The following is a 19,133-nucleotide window of genomic DNA, read 5'->3' on the forward strand; positions in this document are numbered from 1 at the left end:
GGAAGACACTGGCGCCCGACGCACCTATCTCGGCGCGTCATCGGGAGACGTCTTGAGGAGATGATCCAGGAGCGTGCGATTGAAGCGCTCCGGATCCTGGATCTGGGGTGAATGTCCCAGGTCGGAAAAGGTGACCAGGGTGGCGTGCGGAATGCGCGCGGCAGCCTCGCGGGCGAGCACCGGATAGTCGCCGAGGGTCCGCGCGACCGCCTCCGGGGCGACCGATTTGCCGATCGCCGTGTTGTCCTGCTCGCCGATCAGCAGCAGGGTCGGTACGGCGATATCGCCGAATCGGTGCACCACCGGCTGGGTCAGGATCATGTCGTAGGTCAGGGCCGACTCCCAGGCCATCAGATCCCGGTCGCCCTCGAACTGCCCGGCGAGCATCTCGACCCAGCGATCGTAGCGCGGCTCCCAGTCGCCTGCGTAATAGGTGTCTCGCTGATAGGCCCGAATAGCGTCGGCGCTCGTCTTCAACTGGCCTTGGTACCACTGGTCGATCGTGCGATAGGGAACGCCCTTTTCCAGCCAGTCTTCCAAACCGATCGGATTGGCCAGCACCAGACGCTCGGCTTGATCGGGATACTGGAGCACATAGCGTACCGCCAGCATGCCGCCCATCGAGTGTCCCATAACGATCGGCCGCTCGACCCCGAGCCCATCCAGCAAGGCATGGGTATTGGCCGCAAGCTGATTGAAGCTGAACTGATAGCGGCGCGGTTTCGAGGACTTGCAGAAGCCGATCTGATCGGGTGCGATCACCCGAAAACCGGCCTCATGCAGGGCCGAGATGACACCCTCCCAGGTCGCGGCGCAGAAATTCTTGCCGTGCAGCAACAGAACGCTGCGTCCGTTCGCCCGTCCCTCGGGCGGCATCACGTCCAGATAGGCCATCTCCAGCGACTGGCCCTGGGACTCGAAGCGATAGAAAGCAACCGGATAGGGATAATCGAAACCTTCGAGCCTGACGCCAAAATCGGGTGTTTCCCGCGCCGCTTCCGGCCCGGCAAGCGCGGGCGCAAGCAGAAAGAGACCGAACAGCGCGACGAGCGTACGAGACATAGCGTTTCCTCCAGGTATCTCGGGCGCCTTGCGGCATCCCTGGCGATGGATATCTGGTGGAGATCTTGGTGCACCGCGCGCAAAAGCCAAACGGCCGCCGGCTTTCGGGACCGCCGCCCCCCAAACGCGAAACCCCCGCATCGCGGGGGCTCCAGGTCGATCCTTGGGATGGAGGATTAGGCCTCGGTCGCGAAGGACCCCAACTGCTCGCGCCAGCCCGGGAAGAGCGCGTCGGCGTCGTGCGGGAAGGACGCGAAGGCGCGCGCGAATTCCTTGTGCTCCTTGGCGTACTCGATCGGATCGGCACCGGCCTTCCAGCACTCGTAGGCCTGACGCAGCGACTTGGCACCGGCCGCCGGGGAATCGAGATGGCCGTAGGAGCCACCACCGGCGGTATTGATGACGTTGCCGTGACCCAAATTCTTGAAGAAGCCGGGCAGACGCAGTGCGTTCATGCCGCCGGAGATGATCGGGGTGGTCGCCTTCATGCCGTGCCACTCCTGATAGTAGATCGGACCTTCGCAGGCATCGCGCTCGATCATGTAGGCGATGACGCGATCATCGGCCCCACCCTCCATCTTGCCGTACCCCATGGTACCGACGTGAATGCCGGAGGCACCCTGCAGACGGGCCATCTTGGCCAGCACGAAGGCCGTGTAGCCGCGCTTGGACGACGGCGAGGTGATCATGCCGTGACCGGCACGGTGATAGTGCAGGTACTGATTGGGATACTGACGGCGCGCGGTGGTGACCATGCCAGGGCCGCCGACGAAACCATCGACCAGGAAGGCGAGCTTGTCGGCGTCCGAGCCGAAGGTCTCCAGCGCGAAATCGGCGCGGGCGCACATCTCGAAGTGGTCGTCGGCGGTGATGTTCATGGAGAACAGCTTGGCCTCGCCGGTCTCGTCCTGGGCGCGCTTCATGGCGTCATAGACCAGAGGCATGACCTTCTTGATCGGCGCGAAGGTCTGATTGCCCTGCGGCTCGTCGTTCTTGATGAAGTCGCCACCCAACCAGAACTGGTAGGCCGCCTCGGCGAACGGCTCGGGACGCAGACCCAGCTTGGGCTTGATGATGGTACCAGCGATATAGCCGCCATCCTCGACCGGACGACCGAGGATGCGCCAGAGGTCGGAGATATTCTTGGACGGGCCGTCGAACAGCTGGAGCGCGCGAGGCGGCACCCAGAAGTCGATCATCTGGCCGTACTCGATGTCGCCCATGCCCTGATTGTTGCCGATGGTGAGCGTCAGGAAGGACACCATCATCATGCGGCCGTCGATAACGTTGCGATCGAAGAGGTCCAGCGGATAGGCGATACGCATATCCTCGGTCTTCTCGTCGATGTAGTAGACCAGCGCGTCTACGCCCTTGGTGAAGTCGTCGGTGGTGCAGACCTCGACGTTGGTTCCGGTCGAGGACTCGGCGGCGAAATGCGCGGCGGCCTCCAGATAGCCGGTGCCGGCCTTGGGCTTCATCTTGTAGGCGCAGAGGATATGCTTGCCGCCGGCAATCAGATCGGCTTCTTTGAGGCTGAGATCGGCGTAACGCTTGGACTGGTCGAGTGCCATGTGATTCGTCTCTTCGTTGTCGTTTGTTATAACAGGCGGAATGCCTTCGATATCAACGGGAAGCCTTGGGATGCGAGCGTCCTTCGGCCTGTCCCCCTTCGCACTATTTCCATAAAGATTACAGGTAATTTTCACATAAATATATTTCGTATTTCTTATCGAGACTATAAGTAAAAATCTATATATTGCCGTCCCGACCAACCGAAGACACAGAGGCGCGCCCCGGATAAAGACCTTCCGCCTTGCGAGACACTCAAGAGACAGCGAGATATCGCCGATCACATCTCGGCCGCGACCGAGCACCAGACATCATGCGGACACACATCACCGAACCTCAACATCAGACACGCCGTTCGAGCTATCGCACGGCACGACTCGTCGCGCGCCTGATCTCCGGCATCGGCTGGTCGATGCTCCTCGTCCTACTCACGCTCGGGGTGGCATTGGCGTGGCATCTGCGCGATCCGCTCGTCGCGGTCTTGGGGGGCATTGGGGCACTCGGCGGTCTGCTGGTCGTCGCACTGGGTCAGTGGATCCGGGCCAATCTGGATACGGCCGATCACACCCGCGAGATCCGCGATCGACTCTGGTCTCAGGGGGCTGCGTATGACAGCCGCGCGCTAGAGATGGCGTCCGAACACTCAAGAGAGCCGCGTTCCAACCCCAGATCCAGGAGAAGGCCGGATAGCCCAAGCCCCTCGTCGAGCAGAATCTCCAGCGAGATGGCCGAAACCGTCGCCAGTCAATCGGCGGCGCGGTGCGTCAACCCACTCTGCGACCGCCTGCTACCCGACGCCGAAGCCGTCTGCCCGCATTGCGGCATGCGGCAGTCCCTCGTCCGGGAAAGGGCCTGATCCCCGCAACCTGAATGAAGCGCGCCCAATCCAGGGATACCGCGCGCTCTCCACCCAGTCTACGCCTGTCGGCGCGACCACCAGGCGGCGAGGAGCGATCCGGACAGGTTGTGCCAGATGGAAAAAATGGCGCCCGGCAGCGCGGACGCGGCGGAGAAATACTTGATGGCGAGCGCAACCGCGAGCCCCGAGTTCTGCATCCCGACCTCGATGGCGATGGTCCGCGCGCCTTGCGCGTCTTCTCGCAGCACGCGGGCCGTCCAGTAGCCCACCGTCAGACCGATCGCATTGTGCAGCACGACGGCAACCGCGACGATCAATCCGACCTCGGCGAGATGCGAGCGGTTGAGCGCCACGATGATGGCGATGATGAGGACGATGGCCCCAACCGAGATCGACGGGAAAACCCGCTCGACAGGCGCGATGCGCGGCCCAAGCCAGCGCCGCACCAGCAAACCCGTCGCCACGGGAATGAGGATGATCTCGGCGATCGACCAGAGCATGTCCAACGCGGGCACGGGCACCCGCTCTCCGACATAGAGCCAAGTCAAGGCGGGGGTCAGAACGACCGCGAGTAGAGTCGAGGCGGTGGTCAGCGTGATCGAGAGGGCGACATCGCCACGCGCGAGATAACAGATCACGTTCGAGGCCGTCCCGCCCGGGCTGGCCCCGAGCAGGACGAATCCGACCAGCAGTTCCGGTGGAAGGTCGAAGGCGACACCGATCGACCACCCCGCCAGCGGCATGACGCCGTACTGAAGCGCCAACCCAATCAGCACCCCGCGCGGACGGCGCACGACCCGAGCGAAACCGCTCGAATCGAGGGTCGCCCCCATGCCGAACATCACCAGCCCCAACAGTGGCACGATCGCCGGCTTGGCACCCACGAACCACTCGGGGAACAGAGTGGCACAACCGACCCCGAGCAGCGCCCAAAGCGGAAAGAGACCGGTGATCGCGTTCATCGTCGCCGCCCGAGGCCCGATCTCACTTGGCGGCGGCCAGGGCCTGATCCAGGTCGGCAATGATATCGTCGGCGTGCTCGATGCCGATCGAGAGACGGATCAGGTCCTCGGACACCCCGGCCCGAGCCAGCTCTTCCGGCGACAACTGGCGATGCGTGGTGGTCGCCGGATGGCAGGCAAGCGTCTTGGAGTCGCCAATATTGACGAGACGCAGGATGAGCTTCAGCGCATCGACGAACTTGGCCCCCGCCTCGCGACCGCCCTTGATGCCGAACGACAGAATGGAGCTCGCCTTGCCGCCATCCATGTATTTCTGCACCAACGGATAGTCCGGGTTGTCCGGGAGACCGGCATAACGCACCCACTCGACCCCGGGGTGATCCTTGAGGTAATTGGCGACGGCCACGGCATTCTCGCAATGACGATCCATGCGCACCGGCAGTGTCTCGATGCCCTGGAGCACCAGGAAGCTGTTGAAGGGAGAAATAGCCGCGCCCATGTTGCGCAGCGGCACCACGCGGGCACGCCCGATGAAGGCCGCCGGGCCGAATTCCTTGGTGTAGACGACACCGTGATAGGAGACGTCCGGCTCGTTGAGCATGGGGAAACGATCGGCATGCTCGGCCCAAGGGAATTGACCCGAGTCGACCAGCATGCCGCCGATGGTGGTCCCATGTCCGGCCAAGTACTTGGTCAGGGCATGGACCACGATGTCGGCACCATGCTCGAACGGGCGGCAGAGATAGGGGCTCGGCACCGTATTGTCGACGATCAGCGGCACACCGTGCGCATGCGCCATGTCGGCGATCGCCTGGATGTCGGCCACGTTGCCGGCCGGATTGCCGATCGATTCGCAGAAAACCGCCTTGGTATTGGTGTCGATCTGGGACTCCATACCGGCGATGTCGTTCGGCGCGGCGAAGCGCACCTTGATCCCGAGCCGAGGCAGCGTATGGGCGAAGAGGTTGTAGCTCCCACCGTAAAGCGTGGAGACCGCCACGATGTTGTCGCCGGCCTGGGCCAGGGTGAAGATGGCATAGGTCACGGCGGACATACCGGACGCCACCGCCAAGCCGCCAACGCCACCCTCCATCGCTGCAACACGCTGTTCGAGCACGTCGCTGGTTGGGTTCATGATGCGGGTGTAGATATTGCCCGGAATCTTGAGGTCGAACAGATCGGCACCGTACTGGGTATCGTCGAAGGTATAGCTGGTGGTCTGATAGATGGGCGTAGCGGCTGCCCGAGTGGTCGGGTCAGGGGCGAACCCCGCATGGATGGCGAGGGTTTCGAGCTTCATGGTCATGTGCCTCTTCGGTGGTCGTTGTCATCGTGGCGTCGATCGCGCGCGAAGGTCCGGGGTTCGGGATACAGCCCGTCGCCCGTGAAACCCGTGGGATGGTATCCAGGGAAACCCCGACTGTCGATCTGCGTCCGCAACGCCGCCCGAATACCTGATGGCCTATATTGATGTGATCCGAGCATCGTGCCGGATCCCTGCCGTCGATTGATCCGACGCCCCCGGCACCATCCACAGGAACTGCGACATGATCGAGATCAAGCATCGTGAAACGGGAGAGGTCTTGGAAACCATCGAAGGGTCGACACTCGCCGGAGCCGACCTACGCGACATGCGCCTGAATGGCGCGGACCTGAGCGGCCAAGATCTGACCGGGGCCAATCTGACATCGAGCGATCTGGCCGGCGCCGGTCTGGCCGGCGCGCGGCTCGTCGACGCGATCCTGATTGGCGCGAATCTCAAGGATGCCGACCTGCGCTCGGCGGATCTCTCACGCGCCCGACTCGGATCGGAGCAACCTTCCCGGGCCGCGATGCTGAACGGCGCGGATCTTTCAGACGCCCAACTGACGGGTGCCGATCTGCGTTGCGCCGAGGTTCGCTATGCCAACCTCAAGCACGCCAACCTGAGTCACGCGGACCTGCGCGGAACGGACTTCCACGGCAGCGACTTATCGCACATGGTCGCCATCAAGGCGCTCCTGATCCGAGCCAACCTGCGCGAGACCGATCTCTGCCACGCGGATCTGCGCGACGCCCATCTGAACGACGCCAATCTGGTTCAGGCCCGCATGCACGAGGCCGATCTGACCAGCCTCACCCCCGACGGCTTCGCAGTCATCAATCTGGCCAATCTGGAGGGGGCCGACCTGCGCGGATCCAAGCTGCACAACATCTCGGCCCAGGATACCAACTTCAGCCGCGCCGACCTGACCGATGTCGATCTGACCAACGCCATCCTCGGCGGAGCCATCCTCCATCGCACCAACCTGACCAACACCGATTTCTCAGGGGTGGAACTGGCGAGCGTCACGCTCGAATTCGCCAACATCTCCAAGGCCCGTAACGCACAGGTTCCCTCCTATAAGCAGAACCTGCGTTGACCGGCATCTCGCCCGCGCCAGATCCAGACGCTCAGGCATCGAGCGTCTGGTAATAGTCGATCAGGATCTGCGCCACCTCGGGGCGCGAAAACTCGGGCGGCGGGGCGATACCCTGCCCCAGCATCTCGCGCACCCGGGTTCCGGACAGCAGGACGAAATCCTCCTTGGTGTGATCCGGTGCCTCGCACATCATGACGACGCGGTTGAGCTTCTTCGAATAGGCCGTGTGATCGGCACGGAAAATCTCGATCTGCAACGCGCCCTCGGGAACCTCGTCCTCGAAGATGGTCTGGGCATCGAAGGCGCCGTAATAGTCGCCTACACCCGCATGATCGCGACCGATGATGAAATGGGTCGCCCCCATATTCTGACGGAAGTAGGCATGCAGCACGGCCTCGCGCGGGCCCGCGTAGAGCATATCGAAGCCGTAGCCCGTCACCATGGCGCTATTGGGCGGAAAGTAGAGATCGACCATGGTGCGGATGGCCGCATCGCGCACCGAGGCCGGGATATCGCCCGGCTTGAGCTTGCCCAGCAGCATATGGATGACCAGGCCGTCGCAATCGAGCCGCTCCATGGCCATGTGGCAGAGCTCCTCGTGCGCGAGATGCATGGGATTGCGGGTCTGAAAGGCAACGACCCGTTTCCAGCCACGCTCGGCGATCGCGTTGCGGATCTCAACCGCTGTGCGAAAAGTGCTGGGGAAGTCGTTCTGAAAGTAGGAAAAATTCAAGACCTGGATGGAACCCGAAACGGCGTACCGTCCCTGCGCATTGAAGGTCGCAACCCCCGGATGGTCGGGATCCAGGGTGCGGTAGACCTTTTCTGTCATCAGGGCCATTTGGGCATCGCTGACCGGCTCGATCGCCTCGACGTCCATGATCGCGAGTGGGGGGTTGCCGTCGATGCTCGGATCCAGCAGCGCGATTCGATCCGCCCCGCGAATGGCATCCACATCCTGGAGCAGGCAGAGAATCGGAACCGGGAAGAAGCGTCCGTCCCGAGTGTGCATCGACTCGGCGACGCTCACCGCATCCGCCACATTCATGAACCCGGGCAACGGACTGAAATAGCCGCCGCCCATCATGACCGCGTTACCGGCGGCCTGGGAGCTAATGACGACCCGAGGAAGAGTCTCGGCCTCGCGCATCAGGGGTTGATGCCGGTCAGGATCATTGACGAACAAGGGCTTCAGGACATCGGAACCCACTGGAGTAATCATCGCCCGGCTCTCCTTTAGACTGCGTCATCGCGACACGTCCAGCACGACATGGGACACGACGGATGAAACGGTTTTTTGTACGAGTGCTTTAAAACCGCGTCCAGGATAGCGCCTGGCGGGCGCGGACGTCGGCCATGGAACCCTACCACGCGTGAAACACCGACTCTCCCAGGTTGTCTTTATATGCTCAACAATTTTACCGAAGTCTAATGGATCGAAGCGCGACGAGATGGGTTAGACTTGACTCCGAGCCCTGTGCACTAACGCGGCGACACCATGCGGAATAGCGCGCGCAAGAGCGCGAACATTCCGATGTAACCATAAGAAATTCAACGCATAAGACGCTCGAAGCCATGCCCTATTTCGTTTACAAGATATCCCCGCCCCGCCAGCTTGAACACCTCGACACCAAGGAGCGTTATCAAGACGCGCGTGAGATCGTCCGCAGCCGACGACTCAACGAACCGCGCGAGACGGGCGTCGAATACAGGCTCATTTTCGCGAAACAGCAGGGAGAGGCGGAGAAGCTCCTCTCCATCCCGCGCGACGAGCGCGTGATCGGAGAGGACTGAGGGGGATCGAGCGGAGAACGAACGCGCTCAGCGTACGGTCATGGCGATGCTGGCGGGCTGCTCGGCGCGGTAGTATTGGAGCACCTTGCGCACGTAACTCTGCGTCTCGGCATAGGGCGGGATCTTGCGGCCATACTTCATCACAGCCCCTTCGCCCGCGTTATAGCCCGCGACCGCCAACTGTAGATCGTTGTCGAAAAGATCCAGCAGATAGCGCAGGTAGGCCGCTCCGCCCCGGATGTTCTCGACCGGATTAAAACTGTCGGAAACACCGTAACGGGCCGCCGTGGCCGGCATCAACTGCATCATTCCCTGAGCCCCAGCAGAGGAGACGGCCGATGGATTGTAGGCCGACTCGGCCCGAATGACGGCATGCAGCAAGGCCGGCGAAAGCCTGTAACGGCGAGCGTTCGCCTGCACCAGATGCTCGTAGCTCGCGCGCCGCTGGCGTAGCGCCTTGCTGGAGCGGACCCGGCCCTGGGTTCGACCATGGGTCACACCGGCATACTTCCGCTTGCTCTCGCGAACCAGCTTTTTCGCCTCGCGATGCCATGCGAGCTTGTATTTGCTGCCCTTCAGTGGCGTATCCGTAAAATAGACGTTGCCCGAACCGTCCACGTATTTGAAGACGTCCGCCACCGCCCCACCTGGCCCTAGGAACGCCATCGCCCCCGCGATCACGATCGCCCTTGTCCGTCCCCCAAGCATCCGCTTCGTTCCACGCATCGCTTCCCCCCGCAATCAGCGAACATGACCATCTAGTCCATCGACCGTACTAGTGTATCCCACGCATCGATACAGCTTAGTGAAAAATCTCACATATCCAAGACAGAAACACCCGACCCAAATAGCCAAAATCCCATAAAAAACACAATTATCAATGCATTTAAGATCGAATTACGTTATTTATCAGCTGCGCACACGGAACGCCGCCAAATCATAATATTTATATTTTATTTCTCATGTAATACTTTAAGTTTCAAAAACGCATCGCCAGATGTCGATTTCAATTGATTTATGCTCCCCGAGCTCTATAATTTGAGCCTTCTAGCTAGTTAACGTCCCGAATGTACCGGGGGGAACATGAATCGACGTTATTTCCTGGGACTTGCCCTATCCACAGCGGCAAGTCCCGTGTTCGCGCGCAGGACCGTCGACAAGCCTCGCGTCTTGTCCTTTTATCACCTGCATACCGAAGACCGTATCGACATCACCTACCGCATCGGCGATCACTACCAGCGATCGGCCCTTCAGCGGCTCAACTATTTTTTCCGCGATTTCCGAACTGGCGACACCATCGCCATGGATCCCCGTCTGCTCGATCTGCTCTACGACCTCAAGGTCACTCTCGGAGACCCAGATGCCCGCTACCACGTTCTGAGCGCCTACCGTTCGCCAGCAACCAACAGGATGTTGCGACGCTCATCGAGCGGCGTGGCCAAGAAAAGCCTTCATCTGAAGGGGCAGGCCATCGATATTCGTTTCCCAGACCTGTCGACGCGACATCTGCGCGACACGGCAATCGAACTCAGCCGAGGCGGCGTAGGCTATTATCCGCGCTCCAATTTCGTGCATCTGGATACCGGCGCCGTCCGTCAGTGGCGAGCCTGAATCGACTCACCGTCTTCCGGTTCGAGTCTCGCTGAACGCGATTCCTACAGGCACGCCGCGCGAATCGCCCCGAGAATGCCCAAAGCAAGCTGGACCCGCCTCACCCCCGAAGGTTAAGCGGATCCGGCTTGAGCCTCAATTGACCTGAATCAAGTAATCCAGCCCTATGGCGGAACGCATCAGAGGATGCGGAAGCTTGCCGTCAGACCGGGAAGATCGACTTCGTTCAGGGCGAGACGCACACGCTGATTCAGCGAAACCGGATCGCGGAACCGGACTCGCGTCTCCAGGGCGATCTCCGGCACCAGCACCACCGCCTTTCTGTCCTCGAGCCCTACGACCACGCCCTCTCCTTTCCAACCCGAGTGATCGCGCAGGTACACCAGCTTCCAGTGCTGATTGGACAAGCGCTCGCTACGCCGAACCACCTTGGAAGCCGCGTCCGCCTCGGCCACGCGCGCGAAGACAGACTCGGCATCGAGCGGGGCACGCCCGGCGAGACTAGCGCGAATCTGCTGATGGACAAGCAGATCCGAATAGCGCCGCAGCGGACTGGTCGCCCGAGTATAGATCGGCAGACCCAGACCCGAATGCGGCTCGGGCGTCATCGCCAAACGGGTCGGCTTGAAACAGCGTCGACGCGCGAACATGCTCGCAAGATCCTCCGCCTCGGCACCCGAGTCCGGGGGCACCTGGGTCGCAAAGGGAATCGCGATCTCGCGCTCGGCGCAGAACCGTGCCGCCGCCTCACCCGCCATGAGCATGGCATTCGTCACCAGCTCCCGGCTACGCAGACGCGGCAAGGGACGAATCGTGACCTGCCCGTCCAGAACGCGAACGCTGACCTCGGGAAGCGCCAGGCTGCTCGCACCATTGGCCTGACGCCGCGACTGAAAGCGTTCGGTCACCGCCAGCATCTCGGCGAATGGCGATTGGTCGAGCTGGGTCTCGACACCCTCGTAGGTGCACCGCTCGACCCGAACCCAAGAGGCCACGACCTGGAGATCCCGAAGCTCGCCCTGCTCATCGCAGAGGAATCCGAACGACAAGGCGGGGGAAACCTCGTGCAGCCCCAAACCGAGCCGTTCCGTGATGGCGGCGGGCAGCATATTGACGACACCCTCGGGCAGATAGAGGTTGGCACCACGCGCGCGCGCCTCCCGCTCCAAGTCGCTATCGCCCTCGACCAAGGCCGCCACATCGGCCACATGCACCCAGAGCCGATCGCCTTCAAGACTCAGCGCATCATCCGGATCCTGATTGCCCTCGTCATCGATCGCGTAGGCAGGGAGATGGGTCAAATCCAGACGCTCGTTCCCCGCACCGAGTTCGGCGACAGGCAGATCCAGATCGACGAGGGTCGCACCGCAGCGCGACGGATAGGGATTGTGACTCTTCGACCAGTAGCCGACCTGAACCAGCGCGCGATGGGCATTCTCCGGGCTCGACTGATGACCCAACGCCTCCAGGATACGACTGTGCTCGATCTGGCCCAGCGCAAGCCGCTCCACCTCGCCGAGACGCTTCGCATCCTCCGCTGTGGGCGCCGAGGCGCCCATGCGCTCCAGGAATGCCTTCCAATCCGCCTCCGCAGCCTGCTTCGCCTCGCGCTCGGCACGCTCACGCTCGACGAGCTCGCGCGAGCGTACCTGGATGGCGGATGGGGTGCCGACGAAGGCCAAACCCTCGGCGACACGCTCCCAGACGGCCCAGGCCGTCGAGGGGGTGAAATCGTCGAACGCCAACTCGGCCAGATCCCGCAGGGTCGTCTCGCTGCCTTCGAGCAGCTCCCAGGCCTCGGTCAACTCGCCCTCTTGCGGGATCAGGTCGGCCAGACGGCGTAGCGGACCGGGATGGAGCAGCTCCACGTCCTTGGGACGTACCCGCTTGCTTTGACCGCCGTCGAGCTCGATTTCGATCTTATCGCCGACGCTCGCAACACGGGCTGGCCGATTCTTATAGAGAACCAGACTGTCGACAGGTGGATTGGCTTGATGTGTCGCCAAGACGCAGTTATCTCCGTATGAGCAGCCGGGTTCGAACGCGGTCGACCCGAATGCGAGGACAATGTGCAATAGTCTCGGCGGGCCCATGCACGACGCCGAGCTGAAAAGAAGGCTCTGCGTCCGCCACGAGCAGACACGAGCCGTTCGGTGTTCGCCACCATCCTTGCGTATCATCCCGACTGGAGCAGGCCAGCCTCCAGTCGGCGGCGTCCAGCGGCACAGGGTCACCAGAATCCAGCCTTCAACGCGCGATCCATACGCCGCACGCCGGCATCATCCGTATCGAGGTCCCATCCACATGATGAAACAATGGCAAGCCTTTCTCACCGAGCAGTCTCAAGAGAGAGGAGCGAGTCCAGACGGAGACTGCCAACTGATCGATCTCACCCATCTCGGACTCATCGCCGTCCAGGGCGCCGATGCCGAAACCTTTCTCCAAGGCCAGCTCACCAACGACATCCGCGAGCTCTCGCCGACCCATAGCCAGCTCAGCAGTCATTGCAGCAACAAGGGCCGCATGCTTGCCCTCTTCCGCATGATCCGCTGCGGTGACACGCTCTATCTCCAGATGCCCGCCGAGCGGGTCCCCGACATCCTGAAGCGCCTGAGCATCTTCGTGCTGCGCAGCAAGGTGACGCTCGCCGACGCCAGCGAGACCTGCATCCGCATCGGCCTGGCGGGTGCGGATGCGCCGCGCCGCCTCGCAGATCAGGATCTGCCGGTCCCCGAAATGGAGAATGGCGTGACCGTCTCCGATGAACTCACGCTGATTCGACTCCCCGGCGACGTCCCCAGATTCGAAATCCTGGGCCCGTTCGATCCCATACGCCAGCTCTGGGAGCACCTGAGCGAGCGAGCCAGCGTGGCGAGCCCGGACATCTGGAGACGACTCGACATCCAGGCCGGTCTACCCAACGTCTATTCGGAGACGGCCGAGACCTTCATCCCGCAGATGCTCAATCTGCAGCACATCGACGGTGTCAGCTTCAACAAGGGCTGCTATACCGGCCAGGAAGTCGTCGCCCGAATGCAGTTCCTCGGCAAGCTCAAACGCCGCATGTATCTGGCCGAGGCCGACCTGCCGGCCCAGCCGAAACCCGGCGACGAGCTCTATGCATCCTCCAGCACCTCACAGCAGGGCAGCGGCTGGATCGTCGACGCAGCCCCCCTGGCCGAGGGACGTTTCGCGCTGCTGGCGGTCGCCGAGATCGCCGCCGCCGAGGACGGCGAGATCAGGCTCGGGCACGACGGCCCCGCCCTTCAGCTACAGCCCCCACCCTACGGCTTTCCCAGCGAGGATTGACGACCGCGCGTCGCGAAGACACCGACTCGGATGCAGTCGGTGTCTTCGCGACCGATCGCATCAGGTTTCCGGGCGCATGTGCGGGAACAGCAGGACATCACGGATCGAGGGCGAATCCGTGAAGAGCATGACCAGCCGGTCGATACCGATCCCCTCGCCCGCCGTCGGCGGCATACCGTGCTCCAGGGCGCGGACATAGTCGGCGTCGTAGAACATAGCCTCCTGATCGCCTGCATCCTTTTCCGCGACTTGCTGCCGGAATCGCTCGGCCTGGTCCTCGGCGTCGTTCAGCTCCGAGAATCCGTTAGCGATCTCGCGACCGCCGACGAAGAACTCGAAACGATCGGTCACGAAGGGATCTTCATCGTTGCGTCGCGCCAAGGGCGAAACCTCGGTCGGATAGCGCGTGATGAAGGTCGGATCCATGAGACGACCCTCAACGGTCATCTCGAAGATCTCGATCTGTACCTTGCCCAGCCCCCAGGTCGGTTTCAGCTTGATGCCGAGCCGTTCCGCCACCTGCTTGGCCCGATCCAGATCGTCGATCTCCTCGGCGGTCAGATCCGGATTAAAGCGCAGGATCGAGTCGCGCACGCTCATGCGCGCGAAAGGCTTGCCGAAGTCGTAGGTCTCGCCCTGATACTGGATCTCGGTGCGACCGAGCACCTCCAGGGCCATGCGGCGCAGCATGTCCTCGGTCAGGTCCATGAGGTCGCGGTAGTCCGCATAGGCCTCGTAGAACTCCAGCATGGTGAACTCGGGATTGTGACGCGTCGACAACCCCTCGTTGCGGAAGTTGCGATTGATCTCGTAGACCCGCTCGAATCCGCCGACCACCAGACGCTTGAGGAAGAGCTCGGGCGCAATGCGCAGGAACAGCTGCATGTCGAGCGCATTGTGGTGGGTGACGAAGGGACGCGCCACGGCACCGCCCGGAATCACCTGCATCATGGGGGTCTCGACCTCCAGGAAGCTCCGAGCGTTCAGATAATCGCGGATGAACTGAACGATGGCGGTACGCACGCGAAAGGTCTCGCGCGCGGTGGAGTTCATGATGAGATCCAGATACCGCTGGCGATAGCGGCTCTCCATGTCGGTCAGACCATGGAATTTCTCCGGTAGCGGTCGCAACGCCTTGGTCAGCAGCCGAATGGATTCGCAGCGGATGGAGAGCTCGCCGGTCTTGGTCTTGAAGAGCACACCCTCGACACCGAGGATGTCGCCGAGATCCAGGTCGCGCTTGAAGGACGCGTAGGCCTCCTGCCCGATCTGATCGCGCTGGACGAAGAGCTGGATGCGCCCCGACATGTCCTGTATATGGGCGAAGCTCGCCTTGCCCATGACGCGGCGCGTCATGAGACGGCCGGCGATCCGGACCCGAACGGCCTCTGCTTCGAGGGCCTCGGCGTCCGTGTCTCCATGCGTGGCATGGAGGTCGCCGGCAAGCGCATCACGACGAAAATCGTTGGGGAAGGCGACACCCTGATCGCGCAACTGCGCCAGCTTCTCGCGCCGTTGCGCGATCAGCTTGTTCTCGTCCAGCGCCTCGCTAGCGCCTGGCTTGGAGTCTGGGTTCGGGTTCTGTTCTGCCTTTTGGCTCATCGGCATGAATTCTCTGGGATTTAGAGCCCGCTCTTAAGACTGGCTTCGATAAAGGGATCGAGATTACCGTCCAGCACGGACTGGGTATTCGCGATCTCCACCCCGGTACGCAGATCCTTGATGCGTGACTGATCCAACACGTACGAACGGATCTGGCTGCCCCAGCCGATGTCGGACTTGGTGTCCTCCAGGGCCTGCTGGGTCGCCTGACGCTTCTGCATCTCCAGCTCGTAAAGCTTGGCCTTGAGCTGTTTCATGGCCTGATCTTTGTTCTTGTGCTGCGAGCGGTCGTTTTGGCACTGGGTCACGAGACCCGTCGGCATGTGGGTGATACGCACCGCCGACTCGGTCCGGTTGACGTGCTGACCGCCAGCACCGCTGGCACGATAGACATCAATGCGCAGATCGGCCGGGTTGATCTCGATCTCGACGCTGTCGTCGACCTCGGGCGAGACGAACAAGGAGGCGAAGGAGGTATGCCGCCGGTTGCCCGAATCGAACGGCGACTTGCGCACCAGGCGATGCACGCCGGTTTCGGTGCGGAGCCAGCCAAAGGCGTACTCGCCTTCGAAGCGGATGGTCGCGGACTTGATGCCGGCGACCTCGCCGGGCGATGCTTCCATCAACTCGGTCTTGAAGCCGCGCCGCTCGCCCCAGCGCAAAAACATGCGCAGCAGCATCTCGGCCCAATCCTGGGCCTCGGTTCCGCCGGAACCGGCCTGGATGTCGACAAAGGCGTTCTTCGAATCCATCTCGCCGGAGAACATCCGACGGAATTCGAGCTCGGCCACGCGCGACTCATAGGTTTCGAGATCCGCAACCAGGGACGTGAGCGTCTCGTCATCGGCCTCCTCGGCCGCCATTTCGAGCAGCTCGTCCGCGTCCGTCAGCGCGGCGGTCATCTCGTCGATGGTCAACACCACCGCCTCCAGGGTCGCACGCTCGCGACCGAGCGCCTGCGCACGGCTGGGGTCGTTCCAGATCGCGGGATCTTCGAGTTCCCGCAGGACCTCGGTCAGACGATCTTGACGTTCCGCGTAGTCAAAGATACCCCCTGAGGGACTCTAGGCGTCCCTTCAGGTCGTTGATTTGGTGTGCGATCGGATTGATGTCGATCATGGTGGGCTCCGGCCGGTAAAACCCGGCAGTATAGCGGCTATCACCGGATGGGCGCCAATCCGTCACAATTGCGTGGCCCATTCCCCCGCTTGGGCCCGATCGCACAGCGCCGCCCAATCCTCGTCATCGATCGCCAGATCGCGCAGTGCGCGCTCCTGATCCGCCGGCAGCTCCAGCTGCTCATGGTTGCCGTGACGCATGACGACCAGAGAGTGCGCAAGCTTGGACAGCGCGACCAGAACCCCAACCGCCGAATCGGCGGAAAAACCGAAATCCGAGTCATGGTGATGATAGATGGCCAACGCGATGTGCTCGGGAAGCCGCCAATTGCCGGCCAACAGGAAGCCGACGGTCACATGGTCGACGCCGAGACGCTTGCGCTCGTACTCCATCAGACCGAGCGGATCCGTCTCGTTGCGCAGCACCCATTCAGTGCCGTAGTCGGGCGCCATCTCGACGAAGATCAGACTGCCGGCATTCTGCATGATGCCGAACAGATACGCCTCGTCGAGCGCCACGCCTCCGACCACCTCGGCGACCGTGAGTATCGCCCGTGCGCGTACCATCATGCCGTCCCAGACCACCTGCGCCGGCCCCTCGGTCACGCCAAGCATGCGCTGGATGGCCTGAGCGGTCACCAGATTCGTCAAACGCGCGATCCCCATCATGGCGACCGCTTGGTGCATATTGGTGATCTTGGTGCGACAGCGGAACAGCGGCGAATTGACCGCCTTCATGACCTGACCGGTCAGAGACACGTCCCGTGAGATGAGTTCGGCCGCCACCCGGATATCCGGTTCGGGACGTCCGAGTTCATCGCGCAAGGCGAACACGACGTCCGGAATCTGCGGAATCCGGGCCTTGCGCACGGCCTGAAAGGCAAGTTCCAAATCGGGCTTGGGTGGATATCGATAGGACGCAGACGGCGTCGAATGATCGAGGGGCATTTCAGACATGATGATTCTGTTCGCGCGTATGACGCTGCTCGAGCGGATGAGAGGAGTGGGTCGCGATGCCATCGAATCCATGAGGCGACTCCGTTGCGCCCAAGCTTAACCCAAGTCACCAGATCTGCGATAAGCAACCGTGCGCAACACGGAAAAGACACACGCGCAGCAGCGGAGATCTATCGTCATAGCGACACACGCCCTATGATGGCGCGCTTCAGACTTACGACGACGGCGGAGGACCTACGCGCACGATGGACGCCGAATTTTGGTTGGAACGCTGGCAGCGCCGAGAGATTGGCTGGCACCAGGACGACATCAACGCCCATCTTCAGGAGTATTGGCCGAGTCTCGGCGTGGATTCGAATACCCTGGTCTTCGTCCCACTGTGCGGGAAAACACTGGATCTACTCTGGCTGGTCAGTCAGGGACACCGCGTGATCGGGGTCGAATTGGTCGAGACCGCCGTCCAGGAGGTGTTCGCCGAACAGGGACTGACGCCAACCGTCACCGACCTCCCTCCCTTTCGGCTCTACCAGGTCGACGAACTCCGCATCCTGTGCGGCGACTTCTTCGCGCTCACGCCCGAGCATCTGGCCGGGGTGGGCGCCCTATTCGACCGGGCCTCGCTGATCGCTTTCCCGCCCGAGATGCGCCAGCAATACGCCGACAGGCTCGCGACCCTGATGCCGGTCCCAGTCCCGACCCTACTCGTGACACTGGAATACGCCCAGCATGAGCGCCCTGGACCGCCCTTCTCGGTTCGATCGGAGGAAGTCCATGCACTCTTCGATGCGCGTTACCAGGTCGAATCCCTGGCCAGACTGGACGTTCTCGAAGAATCTCCGGCATATCTCAAGCGACGCATGACGCAACTGCATGAGCAGGTCTACCGACTCAGCCCCAGCCCCTGACCCAAGGCCGAGATGCGGTCAACCGAGGGCGGTCGACCAGAAATCGTCGAGTGCCTTCATCGTCTCTTCGGGCCGTTCCCAATGCGGAAGCCCAAGGTTGGGCGCCAACGAGACCGAACGCCAATTCGGCCGTCTGGCCAACAGCTCGGGCAGATGCTCGAAGGTGACATAGGGGTCGCGATCGGCGATCGCCAGAACCGGCAGATCTGTCAGGCGATCGTAGAGAGCGGCGACCGCGTTGGCGGTGAAGAGCTGGGTCGAGAGGAAGGTCAGCGGGGCATGTCGCGCGCCCGGCTGATGCGAGGTCGCATAGGCGTAATCGATCACGTCCGAAGGAACGTCGGTCGTCAGCGATCGACCGAGGAAATAGCGGATACTGGGACGTGATGAGACCAGCCGAAACAAACCCTGGCCGAGCAGTGGCAAACCGAGGAAGGCACGGATGAAACGCGCGGTTCGGGTTCCGGGTAGGCTTTGCCGACCGAACCCCGTGGGCGAGATCATGACCAGTGAGGCGACCTGCTCCGGCGCGTTGAGCGCGGCACGCGCGGCGAATTCGGCGCTGAGCGAGAGCGCAAGCAGGTCCGCAGGCTGCCCGACAACCTGACGCAGGAAATCAGCGATTGTCTCTGCGTAGAACGCTGGGGAATATCCGCTCTTCGGGCGGCTGGAATGGCCGAACCCAGGCAGATCCAGACTGTAGACCGGTCGCTTGCCGCGATAATGCTCGAAGAACGGCTTGACCTCGAAGCTGCTACAGGCCGCATTGATGCTATGAATCAGCACCAGCGGGCGACCCGAGCCCGTATCGTCCTGGTAATAGGCGACGTGCTCGCCAGAGGCCGCCCGATAACTGGACCGCGTCGTCGCCAAGGCATTGGGAAGTGTCACGGGAATGTCTCCTTGATCAGAGGGGCGCTCGTCCCGGTACGACACATCGGAAGAAATCCGCGTCGGACCGGCTCAGGCGCCAGTAAGGTCGA

17 protein-coding genes are annotated in these 19,133 nt (G+C 62.2%); 6 read left to right on the forward strand and 11 right to left on the reverse strand.

From position 1 onward, the window contains the following. Positions 1-24: 24 nt before the first annotated feature. Both THIDRDRAFT_RS15720 and THIDRDRAFT_RS15725 read right to left on the reverse strand, forming a co-directional pair. A complete protein-coding gene (locus THIDRDRAFT_RS15720; protein WP_007041868.1) occupies positions 25-1,062 on the reverse strand; it encodes an alpha/beta fold hydrolase in 1,038 nt (345 codons plus the stop codon). Between the two features lie 176 nt (positions 1,063-1,238). Next, on the reverse strand, positions 1,239-2,633 hold the full coding sequence (locus THIDRDRAFT_RS15725) for a ribulose-bisphosphate carboxylase (RefSeq protein ID WP_007041869.1): 1,395 nt from the start codon (positions 2,631-2,633) through the stop codon (positions 1,239-1,241). 311 nt (positions 2,634-2,944) lie between these two features. Between THIDRDRAFT_RS15725 and THIDRDRAFT_RS15730 the strand changes: the two genes are divergently transcribed. Beyond that, complete coding sequence (locus THIDRDRAFT_RS15730; protein WP_007041870.1) at positions 2,945-3,487, forward strand: hypothetical protein; 543 nt, start codon at positions 2,945-2,947, stop codon at positions 3,485-3,487. Between the two features lie 59 nt (positions 3,488-3,546). Here THIDRDRAFT_RS15730 and THIDRDRAFT_RS15735 read toward each other — a convergent pair whose 3' ends face one another. Continuing rightward, entirely contained in the window at positions 3,547-4,452 is a 906-nt protein-coding gene (locus THIDRDRAFT_RS15735) for a bile acid:sodium symporter family protein (RefSeq protein ID WP_007041871.1), read from the reverse strand. Between the two features lie 22 nt (positions 4,453-4,474). Beyond that, complete coding sequence (locus THIDRDRAFT_RS15740; RefSeq protein WP_007041872.1) at positions 4,475-5,752, reverse strand: bifunctional O-acetylhomoserine aminocarboxypropyltransferase/cysteine synthase; 1,278 nt, start codon at positions 5,750-5,752, stop codon at positions 4,475-4,477. Positions 5,753-5,999: 247 nt separating this feature from the next. On the opposite strand from THIDRDRAFT_RS15740, the gene THIDRDRAFT_RS15745 reads away from it, so the two are divergent. After that, positions 6,000-6,854 (forward strand): pentapeptide repeat-containing protein, encoded by an 855-nt coding sequence (locus THIDRDRAFT_RS15745; protein WP_007041873.1) that lies wholly within the window; start codon positions 6,000-6,002, stop codon positions 6,852-6,854. Positions 6,855-6,885: 31 nt separating this feature from the next. Here THIDRDRAFT_RS15745 and sat read toward each other — a convergent pair whose 3' ends face one another. After that, positions 6,886-8,076: a sulfate adenylyltransferase gene (sat, locus tag THIDRDRAFT_RS15750; RefSeq protein WP_007041874.1), complete on the reverse strand. Its 1,191-nt coding sequence runs from the start codon at positions 8,074-8,076 to the stop codon at positions 6,886-6,888. Between the two features lie 353 nt (positions 8,077-8,429). Between sat and THIDRDRAFT_RS15755 the strand changes: the two genes are divergently transcribed. After that, positions 8,430-8,648 carry a hypothetical protein gene (locus tag THIDRDRAFT_RS15755; protein WP_007041875.1) on the forward strand — a complete coding sequence of 73 codons (219 nt, stop codon included), beginning with the start codon at positions 8,430-8,432 and terminating at the stop codon, positions 8,646-8,648. A 27-nt stretch (positions 8,649-8,675) separates the two neighbouring features. Here THIDRDRAFT_RS15755 and THIDRDRAFT_RS15760 read toward each other — a convergent pair whose 3' ends face one another. Further along, positions 8,676-9,374, reverse strand: coding sequence for a transglycosylase SLT domain-containing protein (locus THIDRDRAFT_RS15760; protein WP_007041876.1), 699 nt, complete (start codon positions 9,372-9,374; stop codon positions 8,676-8,678). Between the two features lie 357 nt (positions 9,375-9,731). Between THIDRDRAFT_RS15760 and mepK the strand changes: the two genes are divergently transcribed. Next, positions 9,732-10,259, forward strand: a complete 528-nt coding sequence (gene mepK, locus THIDRDRAFT_RS15765; RefSeq protein ID WP_007041877.1) for a peptidoglycan L,D-endopeptidase MepK — start codon at positions 9,732-9,734, stop codon at positions 10,257-10,259. Between the two features lie 179 nt (positions 10,260-10,438). Here the strand turns inward: mepK and THIDRDRAFT_RS15770 are convergent, their stop codons facing one another. Next, on the reverse strand, positions 10,439-12,265 hold the full coding sequence (locus THIDRDRAFT_RS15770; protein ID WP_007041878.1) for an RNB domain-containing ribonuclease: 1,827 nt from the start codon (positions 12,263-12,265) through the stop codon (positions 10,439-10,441). Positions 12,266-12,563: 298 nt separating this feature from the next. On the opposite strand from THIDRDRAFT_RS15770, the gene ygfZ reads away from it, so the two are divergent. Then, complete coding sequence (gene ygfZ, locus THIDRDRAFT_RS15775) at positions 12,564-13,568, forward strand: CAF17-like 4Fe-4S cluster assembly/insertion protein YgfZ (RefSeq protein ID WP_007041879.1); 1,005 nt, start codon at positions 12,564-12,566, stop codon at positions 13,566-13,568. A 60-nt stretch (positions 13,569-13,628) separates the two neighbouring features. On the opposite strand, the gene lysS is transcribed toward ygfZ, so the two are convergent. The 3 genes from lysS to THIDRDRAFT_RS15790 all read right to left on the reverse strand — a co-directional run bounded on the left by lysS (position 13,629) and on the right by THIDRDRAFT_RS15790 (position 17,245). After that, positions 13,629-15,176 (reverse strand): lysine--tRNA ligase, encoded by a 1,548-nt coding sequence (gene lysS, locus THIDRDRAFT_RS15780; protein WP_007041880.1) that lies wholly within the window; start codon positions 15,174-15,176, stop codon positions 13,629-13,631. A 14-nt stretch (positions 15,177-15,190) separates the two neighbouring features. Then, a protein-coding gene (gene prfB, locus THIDRDRAFT_RS15785; protein ID WP_007041881.1) for a peptide chain release factor 2 occupies positions 15,191-16,289 on the reverse strand; the annotation gives its coding sequence in 2 pieces (ribosomal slippage) (positions 15,191-16,213 and positions 16,215-16,289; 1,098 coding nt in all). Positions 16,290-16,351: 62 nt separating this feature from the next. Then, positions 16,352-17,245, reverse strand: coding sequence for an HDOD domain-containing protein (locus tag THIDRDRAFT_RS15790; RefSeq protein WP_245535866.1), 894 nt, complete (start codon positions 17,243-17,245; stop codon positions 16,352-16,354). Between the two features lie 245 nt (positions 17,246-17,490). Here THIDRDRAFT_RS15790 and THIDRDRAFT_RS15795 point away from each other — a divergent pair, with 245 nt between their 5' ends. Further along, entirely contained in the window at positions 17,491-18,150 is a 660-nt protein-coding gene (locus tag THIDRDRAFT_RS15795) for a thiopurine S-methyltransferase (protein ID WP_007041883.1), read from the forward strand. Between the two features lie 18 nt (positions 18,151-18,168). Here THIDRDRAFT_RS15795 and THIDRDRAFT_RS15800 read toward each other — a convergent pair whose 3' ends face one another. After that, positions 18,169-19,041, reverse strand: coding sequence for an alpha/beta fold hydrolase (locus THIDRDRAFT_RS15800; protein ID WP_007041884.1), 873 nt, complete (start codon positions 19,039-19,041; stop codon positions 18,169-18,171). Positions 19,042-19,133 lie beyond the last annotated feature (92 nt).

Source organism: Thiorhodococcus drewsii AZ1 (genome assembly GCF_000224065.1).
GTDB lineage: Bacteria > Pseudomonadota > Gammaproteobacteria > Chromatiales > Chromatiaceae > Imhoffiella > Imhoffiella drewsii.

Coding starts and splice junctions, on each gene's coding strand:
- lysS (WP_007041880.1), bottom strand. CDS start 15,176: ATGCCGATGAGCCAAAAGGCAGAACAGAACCCGAACCCAGACTCCAAG.
- THIDRDRAFT_RS15755 (WP_007041875.1), top strand. CDS start 8,430: ATGCCCTATTTCGTTTACAAGATATCCCCGCCCCGCCAGCTTGAACAC.
- ygfZ (WP_007041879.1), top strand. CDS start 12,564: ATGATGAAACAATGGCAAGCCTTTCTCACCGAGCAGTCTCAAGAGAGA.
- THIDRDRAFT_RS15790 (WP_245535866.1), bottom strand. CDS start 17,245: ATGTCTGAAATGCCCCTCGATCATTCGACGCCGTCTGCGTCCTATCGA.
- sat (WP_007041874.1), bottom strand. CDS start 8,076: ATGATTACTCCAGTGGGTTCCGATGTCCTGAAGCCCTTGTTCGTCAAT.
- THIDRDRAFT_RS15745 (WP_007041873.1), top strand. CDS start 6,000: ATGATCGAGATCAAGCATCGTGAAACGGGAGAGGTCTTGGAAACCATC.
- THIDRDRAFT_RS15760 (WP_007041876.1), bottom strand. CDS start 9,374: ATGCGTGGAACGAAGCGGATGCTTGGGGGACGGACAAGGGCGATCGTG.
- THIDRDRAFT_RS15795 (WP_007041883.1), top strand. CDS start 17,491: ATGGACGCCGAATTTTGGTTGGAACGCTGGCAGCGCCGAGAGATTGGC.
- mepK (WP_007041877.1), top strand. CDS start 9,732: ATGAATCGACGTTATTTCCTGGGACTTGCCCTATCCACAGCGGCAAGT.
- THIDRDRAFT_RS15735 (WP_007041871.1), bottom strand. CDS start 4,452: ATGAACGCGATCACCGGTCTCTTTCCGCTTTGGGCGCTGCTCGGGGTC.
- THIDRDRAFT_RS15740 (WP_007041872.1), bottom strand. CDS start 5,752: ATGAAGCTCGAAACCCTCGCCATCCATGCGGGGTTCGCCCCTGACCCG.
- THIDRDRAFT_RS15730 (WP_007041870.1), top strand. CDS start 2,945: ATGCGGACACACATCACCGAACCTCAACATCAGACACGCCGTTCGAGC.
- THIDRDRAFT_RS15725 (WP_007041869.1), bottom strand. CDS start 2,633: ATGGCACTCGACCAGTCCAAGCGTTACGCCGATCTCAGCCTCAAAGAA.
- THIDRDRAFT_RS15720 (WP_007041868.1), bottom strand. CDS start 1,062: ATGTCTCGTACGCTCGTCGCGCTGTTCGGTCTCTTTCTGCTTGCGCCC.